This is a genomic window from Tabrizicola sp., assembly GCF_041911175.1.
Lineage (GTDB): Bacteria > Pseudomonadota > Alphaproteobacteria > Rhodobacterales > Rhodobacteraceae > Tabrizicola.
In genome coordinates, this window is record NZ_JAYRPN010000132.1 from 12,760 (window position 1) to 34,155 (window position 21,396).

General features: G+C 66.2%; 22 protein-coding genes. 13 read left to right on the plus strand and 9 right to left on the minus strand.

Annotated elements, in window-relative coordinates; genetic code table 11:
• The first annotated feature begins 16 nt into the window (after positions 1–16).
• The 3 genes from ACE3P6_RS18510 (at position 17) to ACE3P6_RS18520 (ending at position 2,846) form a co-directional block, all read left to right on the plus strand.
• A complete protein-coding gene (locus ACE3P6_RS18510; protein ID WP_374376890.1) occupies positions 17–358 on the plus strand; it encodes a winged helix-turn-helix transcriptional regulator in 342 nt (113 codons plus the stop codon).
• Between the two features lie 119 nt (positions 359–477).
• Positions 478–1,083: a TRAP transporter small permease subunit gene (locus ACE3P6_RS18515; protein WP_374397917.1), complete on the plus strand. Its 606-nt coding sequence runs from the start codon at positions 478–480 to the stop codon at positions 1,081–1,083.
• Entirely contained in the window at positions 1,083–2,846 is a 1,764-nt protein-coding gene (locus ACE3P6_RS18520) for a TRAP transporter large permease subunit (RefSeq protein ID WP_374397918.1), read from the plus strand. The genes ACE3P6_RS18515 and ACE3P6_RS18520 overlap by 1 nt, the downstream gene beginning before the upstream one ends.
• A gap of 63 nt (positions 2,847–2,909) precedes the next feature.
• Here the strand turns inward: ACE3P6_RS18520 and ACE3P6_RS18525 are convergent, their stop codons facing one another.
• Positions 2,910–4,013 (minus strand): TRAP transporter substrate-binding protein, encoded by a 1,104-nt coding sequence (locus ACE3P6_RS18525; protein ID WP_374397919.1) that lies wholly within the window; start codon positions 4,011–4,013, stop codon positions 2,910–2,912.
• Positions 4,014–4,205: 192 nt separating this feature from the next.
• Between ACE3P6_RS18525 and ACE3P6_RS18530 the strand changes: the two genes are divergently transcribed.
• Positions 4,206–4,604: a VOC family protein gene (locus tag ACE3P6_RS18530; protein WP_374397920.1), complete on the plus strand. Its 399-nt coding sequence runs from the start codon at positions 4,206–4,208 to the stop codon at positions 4,602–4,604.
• A gap of 18 nt (positions 4,605–4,622) precedes the next feature.
• Here the strand turns inward: ACE3P6_RS18530 and gstA are convergent, their stop codons facing one another.
• Positions 4,623–5,222, minus strand: a complete 600-nt coding sequence (gene gstA, locus ACE3P6_RS18535; RefSeq protein ID WP_374397921.1) for a glutathione transferase GstA — start codon at positions 5,220–5,222, stop codon at positions 4,623–4,625.
• Between the two features lie 383 nt (positions 5,223–5,605).
• Between gstA and ACE3P6_RS18540 the strand changes: the two genes are divergently transcribed.
• A complete protein-coding gene (locus ACE3P6_RS18540; protein ID WP_374397922.1) occupies positions 5,606–7,351 on the plus strand; it encodes an acetolactate synthase 3 large subunit in 1,746 nt (581 codons plus the stop codon).
• A gap of 73 nt (positions 7,352–7,424) precedes the next feature.
• On the plus strand, positions 7,425–7,985 hold the full coding sequence (ilvN, locus tag ACE3P6_RS18545; RefSeq protein WP_374397923.1) for an acetolactate synthase small subunit: 561 nt from the start codon (positions 7,425–7,427) through the stop codon (positions 7,983–7,985).
• A gap of 51 nt (positions 7,986–8,036) precedes the next feature.
• On the opposite strand, the gene ACE3P6_RS18550 is transcribed toward ilvN, so the two are convergent.
• From ACE3P6_RS18550 to ACE3P6_RS18560, 3 genes are all read right to left on the minus strand, one after another.
• Entirely contained in the window at positions 8,037–8,807 is a 771-nt protein-coding gene (locus tag ACE3P6_RS18550) for an enoyl-CoA hydratase-related protein (RefSeq protein ID WP_374397924.1), read from the minus strand.
• A 116-nt stretch (positions 8,808–8,923) separates the two neighbouring features.
• On the minus strand, positions 8,924–9,394 hold the full coding sequence (locus ACE3P6_RS18555) for a cytochrome c-type biogenesis protein CcmH (RefSeq protein WP_374397925.1): 471 nt from the start codon (positions 9,392–9,394) through the stop codon (positions 8,924–8,926).
• Entirely contained in the window at positions 9,391–11,361 is a 1,971-nt protein-coding gene (locus ACE3P6_RS18560; protein ID WP_374397926.1) for a heme lyase CcmF/NrfE family subunit, read from the minus strand. The genes ACE3P6_RS18555 and ACE3P6_RS18560 overlap by 4 nt, the downstream gene beginning before the upstream one ends.
• A 177-nt stretch (positions 11,362–11,538) precedes the next feature.
• Here ACE3P6_RS18560 and rocF point away from each other — a divergent pair, with 177 nt between their 5' ends.
• Both rocF and ACE3P6_RS18570 read left to right on the plus strand, forming a co-directional pair.
• On the plus strand, positions 11,539–12,462 hold the full coding sequence (gene rocF / locus ACE3P6_RS18565) for an arginase (protein ID WP_374397927.1): 924 nt from the start codon (positions 11,539–11,541) through the stop codon (positions 12,460–12,462).
• Positions 12,463–12,473: 11 nt separating this feature from the next.
• Positions 12,474–13,508 carry an ornithine cyclodeaminase gene (locus ACE3P6_RS18570; RefSeq protein WP_374397928.1) on the plus strand — a complete coding sequence of 345 codons (1,035 nt, stop codon included), beginning with the start codon at positions 12,474–12,476 and terminating at the stop codon, positions 13,506–13,508.
• Between the two features lie 302 nt (positions 13,509–13,810).
• Here the strand turns inward: ACE3P6_RS18570 and ACE3P6_RS18575 are convergent, their stop codons facing one another.
• The gene (locus tag ACE3P6_RS18575; RefSeq protein WP_374374330.1) at positions 13,811–14,080 is read right to left on the minus strand and encodes an usg protein; all 270 of its coding nucleotides are present in this window, start codon (positions 14,078–14,080) and stop codon (positions 13,811–13,813) included.
• Positions 14,081–14,271: 191 nt separating this feature from the next.
• On the opposite strand from ACE3P6_RS18575, the gene gyrA reads away from it, so the two are divergent.
• The 4 genes from gyrA to gluQRS all read left to right on the plus strand — a co-directional run bounded on the left by gyrA (position 14,272) and on the right by gluQRS (position 19,641).
• On the plus strand, positions 14,272–17,001 hold the full coding sequence (gene gyrA, locus ACE3P6_RS18580; RefSeq protein ID WP_374397929.1) for a DNA gyrase subunit A: 2,730 nt from the start codon (positions 14,272–14,274) through the stop codon (positions 16,999–17,001).
• The gene (locus ACE3P6_RS18585) at positions 16,988–17,302 is read left to right on the plus strand and encodes a hypothetical protein (RefSeq protein ID WP_374397930.1); all 315 of its coding nucleotides are present in this window, start codon (positions 16,988–16,990) and stop codon (positions 17,300–17,302) included. The genes gyrA and ACE3P6_RS18585 overlap by 14 nt, the downstream gene beginning before the upstream one ends.
• A gap of 52 nt (positions 17,303–17,354) precedes the next feature.
• Positions 17,355–18,689, plus strand: coding sequence for a methylenetetrahydrofolate--tRNA-(uracil(54)-C(5))-methyltransferase (FADH(2)-oxidizing) TrmFO (gene trmFO, locus ACE3P6_RS18590; protein ID WP_374397931.1), 1,335 nt, complete (start codon positions 17,355–17,357; stop codon positions 18,687–18,689).
• Positions 18,690–18,795: 106 nt separating this feature from the next.
• Entirely contained in the window at positions 18,796–19,641 is an 846-nt protein-coding gene (gluQRS, locus tag ACE3P6_RS18595; RefSeq protein WP_374397932.1) for a tRNA glutamyl-Q(34) synthetase GluQRS, read from the plus strand.
• A 35-nt stretch (positions 19,642–19,676) separates the two neighbouring features.
• On the opposite strand, the gene hisI is transcribed toward gluQRS, so the two are convergent.
• Positions 19,677–20,048: a phosphoribosyl-AMP cyclohydrolase gene (gene hisI, locus ACE3P6_RS18600; protein WP_374397933.1), complete on the minus strand. Its 372-nt coding sequence runs from the start codon at positions 20,046–20,048 to the stop codon at positions 19,677–19,679.
• Between the two features lie 61 nt (positions 20,049–20,109).
• Between hisI and ACE3P6_RS18605 the strand changes: the two genes are divergently transcribed.
• Positions 20,110–20,553: an iron-sulfur cluster assembly scaffold protein gene (locus tag ACE3P6_RS18605; RefSeq protein ID WP_374397934.1), complete on the plus strand. Its 444-nt coding sequence runs from the start codon at positions 20,110–20,112 to the stop codon at positions 20,551–20,553.
• Between the two features lie 115 nt (positions 20,554–20,668).
• Here ACE3P6_RS18605 and ACE3P6_RS18610 read toward each other — a convergent pair whose 3' ends face one another.
• Entirely contained in the window at positions 20,669–20,791 is a 123-nt protein-coding gene (locus tag ACE3P6_RS18610; RefSeq protein WP_374374314.1) for a hypothetical protein, read from the minus strand.
• A 97-nt stretch (positions 20,792–20,888) separates the two neighbouring features.
• Positions 20,889–21,396: helicase-related protein (locus tag ACE3P6_RS18615; protein WP_374397935.1), on the minus strand; the 508-nt coding region annotated here is incomplete at its 5' end.

Consider the following 21,396-nt stretch of genomic DNA (forward strand, 5'->3'; position numbering starts at 1 on the left):
CTTCAGGGGCAAGCGAATGACCGTGATCCGCAAGAACCGCATGCCGCATCCGATGTGCCCGCTGTCGGACTGCATGGCCTTCATCGGCGGGGCCTGGACGCCGATGATCCTGTGGCATCTTTCCCCGGGTCCCCGGCGCTTCTCGGAACTCCGCGCCGACATCCCGCTCGTTTCGGCCAAGGTGCTGACCGAACGCCTGCGCGAGCTGGAAGAGCGCGGGATCCTGTCGCGCGCGGTGATGGAGACCTCGCCCCCCGCCGTGGAATATGCGCTGACCGCGCTCGGGCGCGAGTTCATGCCGGTGATCGAAGCCATCGCCGAAGTGGGCCAGCGCCTGAAGGGTCGGGCCGGGGCCTGACCCTGCGTCAATAATCCACACCTCTGGCGGTTGAGTTCTTGGCGCGCGCGCCGGGATCGCTTAGCCTTCCCGCAGGGCACGCCGAACCAAGGGCGGCCGGCAACAGAGGGGGGTTCGGGATGCAGGCCTTGCTTGCCGTCTCAGGTGTGATCGACCGGGTGAACGCGTTCATCGGTCGGTCGGTGATGTGGCTGATCCTGCTGGCGGTGCTGGTCAGTTCGGGCAATGCCATCGTGCGGAAGCTGTTCAACTGGTCGTCGAATTCGCTGCTGGAATTGCAGTGGTATCTCTTCGGCGCGGCCTTCATGGGGGCGGCGGCCTATACGCTACAACAGAACGAACATATCCGCATCGACGTCTTCTACGGCACCCGCAGCCGACGGACGCAGCACTGGATCGACCTGTTCGGGCATCTCTTCTTCACCTTGCCCTTCGTCGTCCTGATGACCTGGCTTCTGGTGCCCTATGCGCTGCAGGCCTTCCGGTCGGGGCAGATTTCCACCAATGCGGGTGGCCTGATCATCTGGCCCGCCCGCGCCATCCTTGCCTTGGGCTTCGCACTGCTGATCGGGCAGGCGATCTCCGAGATCATCAAGAAGATCGCCGTCATGCGCGGGCTGATCGAGGACCCGCATCCCTTCGTCTCGGCGCACGAGGCCGCGCAGCTGGAGGGCGCGCAACTGGCCGAGACGGTGGCGAAGCTGGCGGAAGGGGACAAGCGCTGATGCTGGAGTTCATCGCCATCAACATGGCGCCGATCATGTTCGGCAGCCTGATCGTCTTCCTGCTGCTCGGCTATCCGGTGGCCTTCTCGCTGGCCGCCAATGGCCTGCTGTTCTTCGCCATCGGCGTCTGGCTGGCGCCCTGGTCGGCGGGCAACATCACGCTGGACTGGTCGCTTCTGGGCACCATGCCGCAACGGGTCTGGGGGACGATGTCGAACGACACGCTCTTGGCCATTCCCTTCTTCACCTTCATGGGGATCGTCCTTGAACGCAGCGGCATGGCCGAGGACCTGCTGGATACCGTTGGCCAGCTCTTCGGGCCGATCCGGGGTGGCCTTGCCTATGCGGTGATCATCGTCGGCGCGTTGCTGGCCGCCACCACCGGCGTCGTTGCGGCATCCGTCATCGCGATGGGGCTGATCTCGCTGCCGATCATGCTGCGCTATGGCTATGACCGGCGGGTGGCTTCCGGCGTGATCGCGGCGAGCGGGACGCTGGCGCAGATCATCCCGCCGAGCCTGGTGCTGATCGTGCTGGCCGACCAGCTGGGCCGGTCGGTCGGCGACATGTATGCCGGGGCGTTCATCCCCGGCCTCGTGCTGACCGGGCTCTACATGGTCTATGTCTTCGCCATCTCGCTCTGGCGGCCCGACTGGGTGCCTGCGCTCCCGCCCGAGGCGCGGACGCTGGGGCATGGCGTGACCTCGCTGCTGCTGGCCCTCCTCGCCTGCATCGGCATCGGCTACGCGGCGCATGTCTGGCTGTCGCCGACGCAAGGCGCGAATGCCGACATCCTGGGCGCGACGGTGGGCGTCCTGGTGATCTATGCCTATGCGGTGATCGACAAGTCCCTGAAGCTGAACAGCATGTCGCGTCTGGCGCAGCAGGTGATCATCGTGCTGATCCCGCCGCTGGCGCTGGTCTTCCTGGTGCTCGGCACCATCTTCCTCGGCATCGCCACGCCGACCGAGGGGGGCGCGATGGGGGCCTTGGGCGCGATGGTGCTGGCGGCGATGAAGGGGCGGCTGAACTATGGGGTGATCACGCAGGCGCTGGCCTCGACCACGCGGCTCTCCGCCTTCGTGATCTTCATCCTCCTTGGCGCGCGGATGTTCAGCCTGACCTTCTACGGCGTGAACGGCCATGTCTGGGTGGAACACCTGCTGGTCAGCCTGCCGGGAGGGGTGACCGGGTTCCTGATCTTCGTCTCGGTGCTGGTGTTCCTCTTGGCCTTCTTCCTCGACTTCTTCGAGCTGGCCTTCATCATCGTCCCCCTGCTGGTCGCCCCGGCCGAGGCGCTGGGGATCGACCTGATCTGGTTCGGGGTGATCCTGGCGGTGAACATGCAGACCTCGTTCATGCATCCGCCCTTCGGCTTTGCGCTGTTCTACCTGCGCTCGGTCGCGCCGCGCGCGCCTTACGCCGACAAGGTCACGGGCGCGCGGCTGGCGGGGGTGTCGACCGGGCAGATCTACTGGGGGGCGGTACCCTTCGTGGTGATCCAGGTGGCGATGATCGGCATCACCATCGCCTTTCCGTCGATGGTGATGCACTACAAGGGCACGGTGGTGGACCCTGCCACCATCGAGATCAAGGTGCCGACGCTGCAAACGCTGGCGCCATCCGGTGGCACGACGCTGGGGGCACCCAAGCTGGGGGCGCCCAACCTGGGGGCGCCGGATACGACCGCACCCGCCGAAGGAGGGACGGTCGCCCCTGCCCTGCCCGGCCCGAAACTTGGCGCGCCGGTCATCAACCCCTGACCGGGTTTCCCAAAGCAAAAGGCCCCGGAGCGATCCGGGGCCTTTCTTGTTCCTGCGGCGGGATCAGAGCTTCCCGGCCTGCTGCTGCGCCATCATGAAGACGTCGTAGTTGTACTCGGCGATCTGGGCGTTCAGATAGGCGTCCCGGCGGAACGCATCCTGGCTGTCCTTGATCTTCTTGAAGGTCGCGTTGGTGGCCGAGACCTCGTCATAGGTCGCCTGCGCCGCGTCGAAGGCCGCCGACAGCACATCCTGCGGCAAGGGCCGCAGCTGCGCGCCATTGGCCACCAGCGATTTCAGCGCCGTCGGGTTCTTCCAGTCGTAGTTCGACAGCATGTCGGCATTGGCCATCGAACAGCCCGCCTTCAGGATCGCCTGGTAGGCCGGGGTCAGCTCGCCCCATTTCGCCAGGTTGATCATCGTGGCGATGGCCGGGCCACCCTCCCACCAGCCGGGATAGTAGTAATAGGGCGCGACCTTGTAGAAGCCGAGCTTCTCGTCGTCATAGGGCCCGACCCATTCGGCGGCGTCGATGGTGCCCTTCTCCAGCGACGGATAGATGTCGCCGCCCGCGATCTGCTGCGGCACGACGCCCAGTTTCTCGATCACCTTGCCGGCGAAGCCGCCGATCCGCATCTTCAGCCCCTGCAGGTCGGCGACCGAGTTGATCTCTTTCCGGTACCAGCCCGCCATCTGCACGCCGGTATTCCCCGCGGGGAAGGCGATCAGGTTCTGGGTGGCGTAGAATTCGTTCATCATCTCGATGCCGCCGCCGTGGTAGAACCAGGCGTTCATCATCCGCGCGTTCAGGCCGAAGGGCACCGCCGCGCCAAGCGCGTAGGTCGGGTCCTTGCCCCAGAAGTAATAGGGCACGGTGTGGCAGGCCTCGACGGTGCCGTTCGACACGGCATCGGCGGCTTCCAGGCCGGGAACCAGCTCGCCCGCCGGGAAGACCTGGAGGGTGAACTTGCCGTCGGTTGCTTCCGAGACGTATTTCGACATCACTTCCGCCGCGCCGAAGATGGTGTCCAGCGATTTCGGGAAGGACGAGGTGACGCGCCAGGTGACGGTCGGCGCTTCCTGCGCGATGGCGGGCGCGGCAAGTGCTGCGGCCCCGGCGGCGACGCCGCCCACGGAAGCCTTGGTCAGGAATGAACGTCGATCCATGCAGTATCCTCCACTGGTGTTGCTGCCCGGACTGCCTCGCGCGCCCGGTGGTTGGTCTGAAGGGATGCTAGGGGCGCAAGCGACCTGAGGAAACCCCCTTCCGGTTGCAGTCCCACCTTACCCGACGTTACTCTGCAAGGCCGGGACATTTTGGTAAAGCAGGAAAACCCGACCGTGGAGAGAGGCGCCGGAATGTTCAGCTATGTCTCGCTTGGCACAAGCGATATTGGCCGCGCCGTCGCCTTCTACGATGCGGTGCTGGCCCCGCTTGGTCATGAACGGATCGCGGGTTACGACCCGGAGGGCACCAGCGCCGCCTGGGGGCTGGACGATCCCGGTCCGCATCTGTGGGTGACGGAACCCTTCGACGGCAGGCCCGCCAGTGTGGGCAATGGCACGATGGTCAGCTTCCTTGCGCCCAGCCGCGCGGCGGTGGATGCGTTTCACGCCGCCGCCCTGGCGCAGGGCGGCACCGACGAGGGTGCGCCGGGCCTGCGCCCACAGTATGGGCCGCATTTCTATGCCGGATACGTCCGCGATCCCGACGGCAACAAGCTGAACGCCGTTTGCTACGGCCGGGAGGCGCAGTAGGCGCCCCCCGGCCAGGGATCAGATCAGGCCTTCCGCCTGCATCGCCTTTTGCACCGCCGGACGCGCCGCGACCTTCTCGCGCAGCGCTGTCACCCGCGGGAATTTCGACAGGTCGTGGCCGATACCTTTCGACCAGTTGGTCACGGTAAAGAAGTAGCCGTCCGCCGGGGAATAGGCGTCGCCCGCCAGCCAGTCGCGGGTGGCGAGCCGGTCTTCGACCACCTGCAGCCGCGCATCCAGGAGTGCCGACTGCGATGCCTTCGCCTCGCCTTCCAGGCCGCGGAAGAAGGGCGAATAGGTCTTGTGCACCTCGGTCGAGACATAGTTCAGCGCCTCGGCCAAACGGGCGCGGGCCAGCGTGCCCGGCGCGGGCAGCAAACCGGGGGCGGCGCTGTCCATCACATGCTGCATGATCGCGACGCCTTCGGTCAGCACCTCGCCATCGCCGAGGTCAAGCGCCGGAACCGCGCCGCGCGGGTTGATCGCCGCGAAATCGGCCCCGCTTTCGGTGCGCTTGGCCCGGATGTCCACCTTCTCGGCGGTATAGTCGACGCCCGCTTCGTTCAGCGCGATATGCGAGGCCAGCGAACAGGCCCCCGGCGAATAGTAAAGCTTCATGCATGGCTCCATCTGGCGGGACCAGCCCCGCCCTGCGGGCGGTTCATAGCCGCCCCTGCCATGACAATCACCTGCCCAAAGACGCGCAGTCAGCGTGCCTTTTTGCGGATGAGTTCGGAATATTGCGCGGCGCGGCATCCTGCCGCAACAAAAGTTCAAAAATCACGCCGCACTGCGACATTTTCGTATTGCAAATCCGGTTGACGCCCGGCATATCCCCCCTTACTTTTCCGACCGAACGTCAAGGGATGGGCCAATGGCCAGACTTCTTGTCATCGTAGGAAGGAAGCGCATGGGCCGGTGACGGTTGACCATAGTGGTTCCCATGCGCCCCCGAAGGAAACCTCGGGGGCTTTTTGTTGCGCTAGATCGGAGACGCGGAAATGACGAAGCAGATGACCGGTGCGAGGATGGTGATCCAGGCCCTGAAGGACCAGGGTGTCGAGGTCGTCTTCGGCTATCCCGGCGGCGCGGTGCTTCCGATCTATGACGAGATCTTCCAGCAGAACGACATCCGCCATGTGCTCGTCCGCCACGAACAGGGCGCGGTCCACATGGCCGAGGGTTATGCCCGCTCCACCGGCAAGCCCGGCGTGGCGCTGGTGACCTCCGGCCCCGGCGCGACCAACGCGGTGACGGGGCTGACCGACGCGCTGATGGATTCGATCCCGATCGTGGTGCTGACCGGCCAGGTCCCCACCTTCATGATCGGCACCGACGGCTTCCAGGAGGCCGACACGGTCGGCATCACCCGGCCCTGCACCAAGATGAACTGGCTGGTGAAGGATACCGCGAAGCTGGCCGAGACGATCCATCAGGCCTTCCACGTCGCCACCCACGGCCGCCCCGGCCCGGTGCTGATCGACATCCCGAAGGATGTGCAGTTCGCCACCGCCGACTATGTCCCGGCGGAAAAGGCGAAGATCAGCCACTACCAGCCCCGCACCGAGGGCGACCCCGACCGCATCGCGCAACTGGTCGAGCTGATGGAAAGCGCCGAGCGTCCGATCCTCTATACCGGCGGCGGGGTGGTGAACTCCGGCCCCCGCGCCAGCGCGCTGCTGCGGGAGCTGGTGGCCGAGACCAACTTCCCCATCACCTCCACCCTGATGGGGCTGGGCAGCTACCCCGCCTCGGGCAAGAACTGGCTGGGCATGCTGGGGATGCACGGGCTTTACGAGGCGAACCTCGCCATGCACGGCTGCGACCTGATGATCAACATCGGCGCGCGGTTCGACGACCGGATCACCGGGCGGGTCAAGGACTTCAGCCCCCGCTCGAAGAAGGCACATATCGACATCGACCCCTCCTCGATCAACAAGGTGATCCATGTCGACGTGCCGATCCTTGGCGACGTGACGAAGGTGCTGGAGGAAGTCCTGCGCCAGTGGCGCGCACGCGGGTCGAAGACCGACAAGCGCGGGCTGGCGCAATGGTGGAAGCAGATCGACGAATGGCGGGCGGTGAAGTGCCTGAGCTACAAACCCTCGACCACCACGATCAAGCCGCAATACGCGCTGGAACGGCTGGAGGCGCTGACCAAGGGACGTGACCGCTACATCACCACCGAAGTCGGCCAGCACCAGATGTGGGCCGCGCAGTTCCTGGGCTTCGAGGACCCGAACCGCTGGATGACCTCTGGCGGCCTCGGGACGATGGGCTACGGCCTGCCCGCCAGCATCGGCGTGCAGATGGCCCATCCCGAGGCGCTGGTGATCAACGTCGCCGGTGAGGCGTCCTGGCTGATGAACATGCAGGAAATGGGCACGGCGATGCAGTTCCGCGCCCCGGTGAAGCAGTTCATCCTGAACAACGAACGCCTCGGCATGGTGCGCCAGTGGCAGGAACTTCTGCATGGCGAGCGCTATTCCTCGTCCTGGTCGGAAAGCCTGCCGGATTTCGTGAAGCTGGCCGAGGCTTTCGGTTGCAAGGGCATCAAGGTCGACCGCCCGCAGGACCTGGACGACGCGATCCTGGAGATGCTGGACTATGACGGCCCGGTGATCTTCGACTGCCTGGTGGAAAAGCACGAGAACTGCTTCCCGATGATCCCCTCTGGCAAGCCGCACAACGAGATGCTGCTCTCCGCCGACGCCGAGGCGTTCCGGTCGGGGGCGGTGCTGGTGTGAGGCGTTGCGGCGGGGGTTTTGCACCCCCGCGACCCCCGCAGGATATTTACAGACAGAAAATGAAGGGGACGTCATGTCCGCACTGAACATCAAGAAAGGCTCCACGAGCCACTCCGCCTATGACCTCCGCTCCGCCCTGTCGGAAGTCGAGGAAAGCCACACCCTCGCGGTGATCGTGGAAAACGAACCCGGCGTCCTGGCGCGTGTGATCGGCCTCTTCTCCGGGCGCGGCTACAACATCGACAGCCTGACCGTCGCGGAGGTGGACCACACCGGCCACCGCAGCCGGATCACCATCGTCACCCGCGGCACCCCGGCGGTGATCGACCAGATCGAGGCGCAGCTCAGCCGCATGGTCCCGGTCCATGCCGTGCAGGACCTGACCGCCGAGGGGCCGAGCGTCCAACGCGAACTGGCGCTGGTCAAGGTCCAGGGCAAGGGCGAGCACCGGATCGAGGCGCTGCGCCTGGCCGAGATCTTCCGGGCAAACGTGGTCGATTCCACGCTGGAAAGCTTTGTCTTCGAGATGACCGGCACGCCGGAGAAGATCGACGCCTTCGCCGACCTGATGCGCCCGCTGGGTCTGGTGGAAATCGCCCGGACCGGCGTTGCCGGACTGAAGCGCGGGGCGTAGGTCGGGGTTCACCCCGACTCTGGCGCGACGGGAGTCGGGGTGAACCCCGACCTACCTGCCGGTAAACCTCGGGCTGCGTTTCTCCAGGAACGCGGCCACCCCTTCGCGGAAATCCTCCGACTGGCCGCACCCCCCCTGCAACCGCGCCTCGACGGCCAGTTGCGCCTCAAGCGGCTGGTCGAAGGCCCCGCGCAGTGCCTGTTTCAGCGCGGCATAGGCCCCGGTCGGCCCCGCCGCCAGCTTCGCCGCCCGCGCCGCCACCACCGAGGCGAACTGGTCATCCGGCACCGCTTCCCAGATCATGCCCCAGTCGGCGGCCTGCCGCGCGCTAACCGGTTCGGCCAGAAGCGCCGCACCCATCGCCCGCTGCAAGCCCACCCGGCGCGGCAGGAAACTGGTGCCGCCCGCATCCGGGATCAGCCCGATCCGGGTGAAGGCCTGCAGGAAGACAGCGCTTTCGGTGGCAATCACCAGGTCGCAGGCCAGCGCCAGGTTCGCCCCCGCCCCCGCCGCCACACCATTCACCGCCGCGATGACCGGCACCGGCGCTTCGGTGATCGCGCGGATCATCGGGACATATTCCTCGTTCAGCGTCCGCTCGAAGCCCGCCTCGTCCAGGCCCGTGGCATCCGAAAGGTCCTGCCCGGAACAGAAGCCGCGCCCGGCCCCGGTCAGCACGATCACCCGGGCCGCATGCCCGGCCAGCAGCGCCGCCGTCAGCTCGCGCCGCAGATCGCGGTTCAGCGCGTTCATCACCCCGGGCCGGTTCAGCGTGATCCGATGGATACCGCCCTCGACCTCGACCGTGACCAGATCGCCCATGCGCCGCCCTCCCCGCGTTTCGGGCCACCCTAGCGGGAGGACCGCCGACGCCAAGGCAAACGCCACGTCACGGGGCGCGGGAAATTGAGGGCGGGTGCCAAACCACCCCCCGCCGGTCACTCCTTCAGGATTTCGCGCAGCCGCGCCTCTTCCTCCGGCGACAGCGCCGCTTCGACCACTTGCCGCCGCCGCCCCGCCGTCACCGCGACCGCGATCCCCGCGAGCAGCAACGCCGGTCCCGCGAGCCAGAGAACAAGGTTCACCCCCTTGGCGGGCGGGTTGAACAGCACCCCCTCGCCGTAGCGGGCGACGATGTAGTCGACAACCGCCGCGTCGCTGTCGCCTGCCACCAGCCGTTCCCGGATGATCAGCCGCAGGTCGCGGGCGATGGGGGCGTTCGAATCGTCGATCGTCTCGCCCTGGCAGACCGGGCAGCGGATGTCGTGGCTGATTTCGCGAGCCCGCGCCTCCAGCACCGGGTCGGCCAGCATCTCGTCCGGCTGCACCGCCCAGACCGGCGCCGCCATCAGAAACAGCGCCACGACGTAGGGGCCGGTTCCACCCCGCCATGCCCGCAAGCCCCTCATTCCGCAGGCACCCCGGCCGGAACCCGCCGCGCGCCCGCCGCCACCCGGTAGCGCCGGTCGCTGAGCGACAGCACCCCGCCGAATGCCATCAGCAGCGCCCCACCCCACAGCCAGTTGGCAAAGGGCTCGATATAGCTTCTGACCGCCCAACCGCCATCCTTCTGCTTGTCGCCCAGCACCAGGTACAGGTCGCGGGTGAAACCAAAGTCGATGGCGGCCTCGGTCGTGGGCATCCCGGCCACCGGGTACATGCGCTTTTCCGGGTTCAGGACGGCAACCACGGCGCCGCCCTTCGTCACCGTCATCGTCCCCATCGTCGAGCTGTAGTTCGGCCCCTCGACATCCTCGACCTTGTCGAGCCGCACCTCATAGGCGCCCAGCGGGAAGCTGTCGCCGACCTGCACCACGCGGATATCCTCGACCTTCCAGGAATGCATCGCGGCGACTGCGAAGAGCGTGACCCCCATCCCCAGATGCGCCGTGGCCTTGCCCCAGTCCGCCCGCGGCAGGCGGGTCAGCCTGGCGAGCCGCGCGCCGACATCTTCGCGCCCGGTCCGCGCCCAGAGGTCGGCCAGCGCCCCGAACACCACCCAGGCCCCGAGCGCCAGCCCGATGGGTCCCAGCGCCGATTGCCCGGTCTGCAGCGCGAAGGCCAAGAGCCCCAACGCCACCGCCAGCGCCAGAACCGGCAGCAGCCCCCACAGGGACCGGGTGACGGAACCCCGCTTCCAGGCCAGCATTGCGCCCACCGGCAGAATCAGTGCCAACCCGACTATGAAGGGCGTGAAGGCGGCGTTGAAGAAGGGTTCCCCCACCGAAAGGTCACGCCCCAGCAACATTTGCCCCACCAGAGGCCAGATTGTCCCGATGAACACGACAAACGCCGCCACCGACAGCAGGATGTTGTTCGCCACCAGCGCGCTTTCGCGGCTGACCATGCTGAACACCCCGCGCGCCTCCATCGCCCCGGCCCGCGCCGCGAACAGCATCAGCGCGCCGCCGGTGAAGAAGCCCAGGATCATCAGGATGAAGATGCCCCGCTCCGGGTCGTTGGCGAAGGCGTGTACGCTGGTGATCACCCCCGACCGCACGATGAAAGTGCCGATCAGGCTGAACCCGAAGGCCATGATCGCCAGAAGGATCGTCCAGGCCTTCAGACTTTCCCGCTTCTCCACCACAATCGAGGAATGCAGCAGCGCCGCCGCCAGCAGCCAGGGCATGAAGCTTGCATTCTCCACCGGGTCCCAGAACCAGAACCCGCCCCAGCCCAGCTCGTAATAGGCCCACCACGACCCCAGCGCGATGCCGATGGTCAGGAAGATCCAGGCCGCCAGCGTCCAGGGCCGCACCCAGCGCCCCCAGGCCGCATCGACCCGGCCTTCGATCAGCGCCGCCACGGCGAAGCTGAAGGCCATCGAAAGCCCGACGTAGCCCAGATACAGGAACGGCGGGTGGAACGCGAGGCCGGGGTCCTGCAACAGCGGGTTCAGGTCCTGCCCGTCCAGCGGCGGCATCGCCAACCGCCAGAACGGGTTCGAGGTGATCAGGAGGAAGGCCATGAAGGCCACCCCGATCAGCCCCTGCACCGCCAGCACCCGGGCTTTCAGCCGCACCGGCAACCCGCCGCCAAACGCCGCCACCGCCGCCCCGTAGATCGCCAGGATCAGCACCCATAGGAGGAGCGAGCCCTCATGGTTCCCCCAGACCCCGCTGACCTTGTACAGCATCGGCTTCAGCGTGTGCGAGTTCGACACCACCACCGCCAGCGAGAAATCCGACACCACGAAGGCCCAGGTCAGCGCCGCGAAGGATGCGCCGATCAGCAGCAGCTGCAACCCCGCCGCCGGACCCGCCAGCGCCATCAGCCGCTGGTCGCCGACATGCGCCCCCCACATCGGAAGCGTGGCCTGCACCAGCGCCACCATCAGCGCCAGGATCAGCGCGAAATGCCCAAGCTCGACGATCATCAGCCCACTCCAACCGTTCGTCCCATGATAAGCCTCCCCGCAGGCAGGCGAAAGCCCTGCGCCCTTCCGCCGCGCCGAACCGGCAGTTTGCCAGCCGGAAGCCGCCAATCCCGCCGGAATGCCGGTTGCCACAGGCCTTCCTGCCCCGCTACACCCGCATCACAAGCGGAGGTTCCCATGCCCAAGACCATCCTGATCGGCGCGCCCATCGACTCTGGCCAGAAGCGAGCGGGCTGCCTGATGGGCCCCGCCGCCTACCGCGTTGCCGGGATCGCCCATGAAATCGGCGCCGAAGGCCACGGGATCGAGGACTGGGGCGACCTTGCGCTCCCGGACCTGCCCGAGGTCACCTGCCCCAATCCCGTCGTGCACGATCTGGCCGAAACCGTCGCCTGGGCCGGGCTGCTGATGGACAAGGTCGACGACGCTTTGTCCGAGGGCGGCTTCCCGATCATCCTCGGCGGCGACCATTCCCTTGCGCTCGGCTCCGCCGCCGGGGCCGCCGCCTTCGCCGCGAGGGCTGACCGGCCGCTGTTCCTGCTCTGGCTCGACGCGCATTCCGATTTCCACACGCCGCTGACCACCACCAGCGGCAACCTGCACGGCACCCCGCTCGCCTATATCGCGGGCCGCGAGGGGTTCGACGCCTTCCCCCCCTTCCCGCTGGCCGTCCCCGCCCACCGGATCTGCATGTTCGGCATCCGCTCGGTCGACCCCGCGGAACAGGCCGCGATGCAGGAACGCGACATCGCCATCAACGACATGCGGGTGATCGACGAACGCGGCCTTGTCGCCCCGTTGCGCGAGTTCCTTGACCGGGTGCGCGCCGAGGGCGGCATGCTGCACGTCAGCCTCGACGTCGATTTCCTCGACCCCTTGATCGCCCCCGCCGTCGGCACCACCGTCCCGGGCGGCGCCACCTTCCGCGAGGCGCATCTGGTGATGGAACTCCTGCACGAAAGCGGCCTCGTCACCTCGCTCGATCTCGTCGAATTGAACCCCTTCCTCGACGACCGCGGCATGACCGCCCGGCTGATGGTCGACCTCGTCGGCTCCCTGATGGGCAAGAAGGTCTTCGACCGCCCGACGCGGTCGAAGTGACGGAGCGAATGATGGCACTCAACCTCGTCCCCTTCGTTTCCGTCGACAAGATGATGAAGCTTGTCCTCCATCTTGGCATCGAGCGGGTCATGCGCGACCTCGTGGCCGAGATCGAGGCCGATTTTCGCCGCTGGCCGCTCTTCGACAAGACCCCCCGCATCGCCTCGCATTCCGATGTCGGCGTCATCGAGCTGATGCCCACCTCGGACGGCGAGACCTACGGGTTCAAATATGTGAACGGCCATCCGTCCAACATGAAGAAAGGCCTGCAAACCGTTACGGCCTTTGGACTTCTGGCCGATGTATCTACAGGCTATCCGGTGCTTCTGTCCGAGATGACCATCCTCACCGCGCTGCGCACCGCCGCGACCAGCGCGATGGCGGCGAAATGGCTGGGGCCGAAGACCGACACGATGGCGCTGATCGGCAATGGCGCCCAGTCCGAGTTCCAGGCCATCGCCTTCCGCGAGGTCTGCGGCATCCGCGAGGTCCGGCTTTATGACCTCGACCCCGCCGCCACGGCGAAATGCGCCAGGAACCTTGCCGGTCGCGACCTGCGCGTGGTGTCCTGCCGCACGGCGGAAGAGGCGATCCAGGGTGCCGGGATCATCACCACCGTCACCGCCGACAAGCAGTACGCCACGATCCTGACCGACAACATGGTCGGCAGCGGCGTCCACCTGAACGCGGTCGGGGGCGACTGCCCCGGCAAGACGGAACTCCACCGCGACATCCTGCTCCGCTCCTCGATCTTCGTCGAATATCCGGCCCAGACCCGCATCGAAGGCGAAATCCAGCAGCTTGCCACTGATCATCCGGTGGTGGAGCTGTGGCGGGTGATCGCCGGCGAAGCGCCGGGCCGGACTTCGGCGGCAGAGATCACGCTTTTCGACAGCGTCGGCTTCGCCATCGAGGATTTCTCGGCCCTGCGCTACATCCGCAGCAAGCTGGCCGAGACCGGGCTCTACGACAACCTCGACATGATCGCCGACCCCGACGACCCGCGCGATCTTTTCGGCATGATCCTGCGCGCCGCGAAAACCTGAGGGTTCCATCGACATGGGCGCGACAGCCGTCCGATAGGCCTTCGGGCCCACTGGGATGCATGCTCGCGGCGCGCGGCCCTTGCCGCGCAAAACGCCCCGGCTGGCACCGCACGCCCGGGCAACCGGACGCAACCCGATGAATATGAGTGGCTTTTCGAGATGTATATACAAATGTAGCTACATCGTAGCTATACACGCCACAGCAGGCGATGCACGGCCTGATTGTTTCTGAAATGTGAGCTTCTCGCGCTGGAAAAAATGACGACAATCGGACCGCCGCCACCCGACTGTTTCCGAATTTCCTAGTGAACCCGGAACTCCCCCACCACGTTCCGCCACTCCCCCGGCGCGATCAGCTTGCGGTGGGTGAAGCGCACCGAATGCAGCGGGCCGTCGATCTTTTCCTGCCAGAATTCAATGAACCTGAACAGCGCCGGGTAGTCCGGCGCCAGATCATATTCCTGCCAGATGAAGCTGTTCAGGACATGGCGGTAGTCCGGCATCCGGTAGTACAATTCCGCCGTGGTCAGGCCATAGCCCTTCAGCATCAGTTCCGTCTCGCGCCCGACCATTCATACCTCCTATTCGGTGGCACATGCGGGAATCATGTCAGGACCAGTTTAAAGATCAATAAAAGCAGAATGTTGGCAGTCGGTTTTCAAAGCCGCCGGGGCTTTTCGGCCACGCCATTGCACCCCATAGCTTGGATGGTGTATCTTCCCGCCTGCTAAATCTTGATCCCGCACGGAAGGCGCCTGCCCTCATGGCCGATACCCCGGAAGACACTGATAAAAAAGAAGAAAAACCGGATCGTCCCAGCTGGCACGGCCCCCAGGTCGACATCTCGGCCGAGATGAAGACCGCCTATCTCGACTACGCGATGAGCGTGATCGTCTCCCGCGCGATTCCAGACCTGCGCGACGGGCTGAAACCCGTCCATCGCCGCATCCTGTTCGCGATGCATGAAAGCGGCAACACGCATGACAAGGCCTATCGCAAGTCGGCCCGGCCCGTCGGCGACACGATGGGGAAATACCACCCCCACGGCGATTCTGCGATCTACGACGCGCTGGTGCGGATGGCGCAGCCCTTCTCCATGTCGCTGCCGCTCCTCGACGGTCAGGGCAACTTCGGCTCGATGGACGGCGATAACGCGGCGGCCATGCGCTATACCGAAGTGCGGATGGACAAGCCCGCCGCCTTCCTTTTGTCGGACATCGACAAGGAAACCGTTGATTTCCAGGACAACTACGACGGCAAGGACAAGGAACCCACGGTCCTTCCCGCCCGCTTCCCCAACATGCTGGTCAACGGCGCGGGCGGCATCGCGGTCGGCATGGCCACGAACATCCCGCCGCACAACCTGGGCGAGGTGATCGACGGCACGCTCGCCATGATCGAGAACCCCGACATCAGCATGGAAGCGCTGATGGAGATCATCCCCGCCCCGGATTTCCCGACCGGCGGCCAGATCCTTGGCCGCTCCGGCGCGCGGAAAGCCTATCTTGAGGGCCGCGGCTCGGTGATCATCCGCGCCAAGACCCATATCGAGGAGCTGCGCAAGGACCGCTGGGCCATCGTCATCGACGAGGTGCCCTACCAGGTCAACAAGGCGACGATGATCGAAAAGATCGCCGAACTGGTCCGCGAAAAGCGGGTCGAGGGCATCGCCGGGATCGCCGACGAATCCGACCGGATCGGCGTCCGCGTGGTGATCGAGCTGAAGCGCGATGCCACGCCGGATGTGGTGCTGAACCAGCTTTTCCGCTTCTCCACCATGCAGGTCAGCTTCGGCTGCAACATGCTGGCCCTGAACGGCGGCCGTCCCGAACAGCTGACGCTCCGCGATTTCCTCAGCCATTTCATCACCTTCCGCGAGGAAGTTGTCGCCCGCCGCACGGCTTACGAACTCCGCAAGGCGCGTGAACGCAGCCACATCCTCTGCGGCCTCGCCGTCGCGGTCTCGAACGTCGACGAGGTCGTCGCCACCATCCGCGCCTCGGCCACCCCCGCCGACGCCCGTGAGCAGCTGATGTCGCGCCGCTGGCCCGCGCAGGACATTGCCGCGTATATACAGCTGATTGACGACCCCAGCCATCGGATCAACGACGACGGCACCTACAACCTCTCCGAACGCCAGGCCCGCGCCATCCTCGACCTGCAACTCCAGCGCCTCACCCAGCTGGGCGTCAAGACCATCACCGACGAGCTTGAGGAATTGGCGCGCCAGATCAAGGACTTCCTCGATATTCTTGGCTCCCGCGACCGGATCATGGCGATCATCTCGGACGAGCTGCGCGAGGTGAAGGCCCTCTTCGCCGTCCCCCGCCGCACCGAGATCACCGACTGGTCCGGCGACATGGAGGACGAGGACCTGATCGAGCGCGAGGATATGGTCGTGACCATCACCTCGGGCGGCTACATCAAGCGCACCCCCCTCGCCGAATTCCGCGCCCAGAACCGGGGCGGCAAGGGTCTGGCCTCGATGCAGACCAAGGACGACGATGTCGTCACCACACTTTTCGTCGCCAACACCCACACCTGGCTCCTGTTCTTCACCACCGACGGCATGGTCTACAAGCTGAAGACCTGGCGCCTGCCGCTGGCGGGCCGCACCGCCAAGGGCAAGGCGCTGGTCAACATCCTGCCCATTCAAAGCGGCATCTCCATCGCCGCCCTGATGCCCGTCGACGTGCCCGAGGAAGACTGGGGCAGCCTGCAGATCGTCTTCGCAACCTCTGACGGCGACGTCCGCCAGAACGACCTTAGCGACTTCACCAACGTCAAGCGCAACGGCAAGATCGCGATGAACCTGCCCGAGGGCATCACCCTGGTGAACGCCGCCATCGCCGACGAGAACGACGACATCATGCTGGTGACGGAAGCCGGTCGCGCCATCCGCTTCTCCACCACCGAGATCCGCGTCTTCAAGTCGCGCGGCTCCACCGGCGTGCGCGGCATCCGGCTGGCCGAGGGCGACCATGTCGTCTCGATGTCGATCATCCGCCACTTCGAGGCCACGCCGGAGGAGCGCGAAGCCTACCTCAAGCAGCGCCGCCTGATGGCCGGGATCACCGAGGACGAGGCCGACGACGAGGAAGAAACCGTCCCCGCAGGCCAACTTAGCCCAGAACGTTACGCTGAGATGTCGGCGGCGGAAGACCTGATCCTGACCGTCACCAAGGGCGGCTCGGGCAAGCTGTCCTCCAGCCACGACTACCCCGTCCGGGGCCGCGGCGGCATGGGCGTCAAGGCGATCTCGCCGGGTCCGAGGGGTGGCCGGATCATCGCCTCCTTCCCGGTCGACCTCGCCGACCAGATCATGCTCGCCACCTCCACCGGCCAGTCGATCCGCACGCCGGTCGACCAGGTCAGCTTCCGCTCGCGCAGCGCAGGCGGCGTGAAGGTCTTCGCCATCGGCGCGGAGGAGGAAGTGGTGTCGGTGGCCCGCGTGGCCGATCAGGGGGACGAGTCGGGCAATGACCCCGCTTGAGGCCCGGCTCGCAGCCCTCGCGGCTGCGGGCGAAACCATCGCCTACGGTCAGATCGCGCGCGACCTTGGCTGGACGATGGCGCAACTCACCTCAAGCCTCGAAACCCTGATGGAGGCGGATGCGGCGGCCGGAAAGCCCTTCCGCGCCGCCCTCCTCCGCCAGCGCCTCTCGCCCGACCGGCTCCCCGCGCCCGGCTTCTTCCAGAAGGCCGCCGAGCTTGGCCGCCCCACCGACGACCCTGCCGCCTTCACCGAAGCCGAACGAACCGCCCTTCATCTTTGCGCAAATATCCCGGGGTGAAGGGGCAGCGCCCCGTCTTGCAACAACCGCCGCGCAAAGCTACATCCGCCCCATGACCGAACCCTTGCACATCATCGGCGGCGGCATGGCGGGCTCCGAAGCCGCCTGGGCCGCCGCGAACCTTGGCGTCCCCGTGGTCCTGCACGAGATGCGGCCCAAGACCGGCACCTTCGCCCACCGCACTGGCGACTTCGCCGAGATGGTCTGCTCGAACTCCTTCCGCTCCGACGACGACGAGCGCAATGCCGTGGGCCTGATCCATTGGGAAATGCGCGCAGCGGGCAGTCTGGTGATGGAAATGGCCCAGAAGCACCGGCTTCCGGCTGGGGGCGCGCTGGCCGTCGACCGCGATCCCTTCGCGGCTGCCGTCACCGCCAAGCTGAAATCTCACCCACTGATTTCCACGTCTTATGAGGAGGTTACCAGCCTTCCCTCATCCGGCCACTGGATCATCGCCACCGGCCCGCTGACCAGCCCCGCGCTGGCGGAAAGCATCCGCGCCGCCACCGGCGCCGAGGCGCTGGCTTTCTTCGATGCCATCGCGCCGATTGTATATACAGAGAGTATAGACATGTCGGTCGCCTGGCTGCAAAGCCGCTACGACAAGGGCGAAACCGAGGATGAGCAAAAGGCCTACATCAACTGCCCGATGACCCGTGAGCAGTATGAGGCCTTCATCGACGCCCTGTTAGCGGCAGAGAAGACCGAGTTCCATGAGGGCGAGACGGCGGGCTATTTCGACGGCTGCCTTCCCATCGAGGTCATGGCCGAACGGGGCCGCGAGACGCTGCGCCACGGACCGATGAAGCCGGTGGGCCTGACCAACGCGCACCAGCCGGACCAGAAGGCCTATGCCGTGGTCCAGCTGCGCCGCGACAACAAGCTGGGGACGCTGCACAACATCGTCGGTTTCCAGACCAAGATGAAATACGGCGCGCAAACCGCTGTTTTCAAGCTGATTCCCGGGCTGGAGAACGCCAGTTTCGCCCGGCTCGGCGGCATCCACCGCAACACCTTCATCAACTCGCCCACACTTCTGGACGCACAGATGCGGCTGAAATCCCGTCCGTATATACGCTTCGCCGGGCAGATCACCGGCGTCGAGGGCTATGTCGAATCCGCCGCCATGGGCCTTCTGGCCGGCCGAATGGCCGCGCACGATCTTCTCGGGCGCGAACTTTCCCCGCCGCCCCCGGAAACCGCGATGGGGGCGCTGGTCACCCACATCACCGGCGGGGCCGAGGCGAAGAGCTTCCAGCCGATGAACGTCAACTTCGGCCTCTTCCCCCCGATTGATGCGAAGGGCGGGCGCAGGGGCCGGAAGGATCGCTACAAAGCCTATACCGACCGGGCGAAACAGGCGTTCACCGAATGGCTGGCAGGCTGAGCGGCCCCCCAGGCAAACCCCGCCCCGGACCTGATCCGGGGCCTCGCTTTCCATCTGTACCCCCCGCGGTGATGGAGGTCCCGGGTCAAGCCCGGGACGGGGTCGCATGTTCATAACCCGCTTCGCCCCCAGCCCGACCGGCCCCTTGCATCTGGGCCATGCCTATTCCGCCATCCTGGCGCATGACATGGCCCGGGCTGCCGGGGGCCGGTTCCTGCTGCGGATGGAAGATACCGATCTTGAGCGCAGTCGCCCCGACTATGACGCGTTGATCCAGACCGATCTCGCCTGGCTCGGCCTCGCCTGGGACGGCCCGATCCTGCGCCAGTCCGAGCATCTTGCCAGCTACAACACCCGCCTCGAAGCCCTTGAGGACACAGGTCTTCTCTATCCCTGCTCCTGCACCCGCTCCGACATCCGCGCCGCCCTGGCCGCGCCGCAGGAAGGGGTCGCCTTCAGTGTCTATCCCGGCACCTGCCGTCCTCGCGGGATGGGGACGCGCCAGCCCGGCGACGCGCTGCGGCTGAACCTCGCCGCCGCCTTGCAGATGCTCGCCGCCGAGGACCTGAGCTTCACCGAAACCGGCCCGGCGCATTCCGGCCGCCACAGCGTCGACCCAGAACAGGCGCTGGAGCGGATCGGCGACGTGGTGCTTTCCCGCAAGGGCGAGGACATCGTGGCCTATTCCCTCGCCTCGGCCTTCGACGATGCCGACCAGGGCGTCTCCCATGTGATCCGCGGCGAGGACCTGTTCGACTTCACCCCGGTGCAGGTGATCCTGCAGCACCTGTTCGGCCTGCCGACCCCCATCTACCACCACCACCGCCTGATCCGCGACGATCAGGGCAAGCGGCTGGCGAAGCGCGACGATGCGCGGGCGATTGCAAAGTACCGGGCCGAGGGGGCAACTCCGTCCGACATCCGCCGGATGGTCGGGTTACCAAATCCTTAACACCAGCGCCCAAGCCATTGTAATTATTTATGTCGTCAGCTTTGTCCACTGTGGACAGGCGCCATGATCTCGACCTCCTCGCCCCCGCGAACCGCCGTGTAAAAGCACGTCCGCCGGTTGGTGTGACAGGCCGGCCCGTCCTGCTCGACCAGCGCCAGCAGGCAATCCCGGTCGCAGTCGACCCGCAACTCCACCAACCGCTGATGATGGCCGGAGCTTTCCCCCTTCACCCAGAACGCCGCCCGCGACCGCGACCAGTAGGTCACCTTCCCTGTCGCCAGCGTCCGCGACACGGAGGCCGCGTTCATCCAGGCCATCATCAGCACCTCGCCCGTCGCAGCCTCCTGTGCGACGCAGGGGATCAACCCCGCCGGATCATACTTCAGTGTGGCCGGGTCGAAGGACATGGGCTTCTCCTTGGCAGGCAGGGGGCGCGGGTCTACATATGCGGGAAAACAAGGAAACGCCATGAGCGACAGCGACCTCATCAAGCTCTACTCGTCCCGCATCCTGGGCCTCGCCGCCGAGATTCCACATCTTGGCCGACTGCCCGCCCCGCAAGGCACCGCGCGGAAACGGTCGCCGCTCTGCGGGTCCACCGTCACGGCGGATGTCGTGGTCCGGGACGACCGCATCGCCGGTTTCGCCCAGGACGTGAAGGCCTGCGCCCTGGGCCAGGCCTCGGCGGCGGTGCTGGGCGCGGTGGTGATCGGCCGGACCCTGCCCGAATTGCAGGCCGCCCGCGATGCGCTTCAGGCCATGCTGAAGGAAGGCGGCCCGGTTCCTGGCGCGCCGTTCGAAGGCTATGAAGTCCTGCTCCCCGCCCGCGACTACAAGAACCGTCACGCCTCGATCCTGCTGGCGCTGGAAGCGGTGGTCGAGGCGATGGAGGCCGCGCAGGCGGCTGCATGAAAAAACCGCCGCGCATCCGGGAGGGATGGCGGCGGCAGTGGCGCGTCTGGATGGCGGACGGTGGGCCAGGCGAGGCGGACCGTCACCCTTGGGGGACAGAGCGCGGGGCAGAACCTTAGGTCAGGCCGGGCAGCGACAGCACGGCGAAGAGGATCACGAACAGCGCGGCCAGACCGACCAGATCCTCCATCGCGCCCTTCGGGGTGTTGTTCAGCAGGGTCTTCATGGCGTCTTTCATTGCGTTCTCCATGATCTGTTGCTGAATTGTTCTCATATCCGCAACGGGCTGTAAAGAACTTTTTAGGAACATTCGTGAACGAAGTGCGATTCCGGGCCTAGCCCACGCTCATCAGCCGCAGCGCGCGGTCCTGATCCATCAGCCACAACAGCATCCGCGCAGCCTTTCCTCGCGGGCCGGAAAGATCGGGATCGTCATGCAGAAGCTTCCTCGCATCGCTCTGCGCCAGCGCCATCTGGCTCGCCTGCCGTTCCAGGTCGGCCACCCGGAACCGCGGCAGGCCGGACTGCGCGGTGCCGATCAGGTCGCCCGCCCCGCGCATCGCCAGGTCCTCCTCGGCGATGCGGAAGCCGTCCTCGGTGTCGCGGATCGTGGTCAGCCGCCGCCGCCCGGATTCGTTCAGCGGTGCTTGGTACATCAACAGGCAGGTCGAGGCCGCCTCGCCCCGCCCGACCCGTCCCCGCAGCTGGTGCAACTGCGCCAGACCGAAGCTTTCCGCCTGCTCGATCACCATGATCGTCGCGTTGGGCACGTTGACGCCGACCTCGATCACCGTGGTCGCCACCAGCACCCTGGTCCGGCCGGCGACAAATCGCTCCATCGCC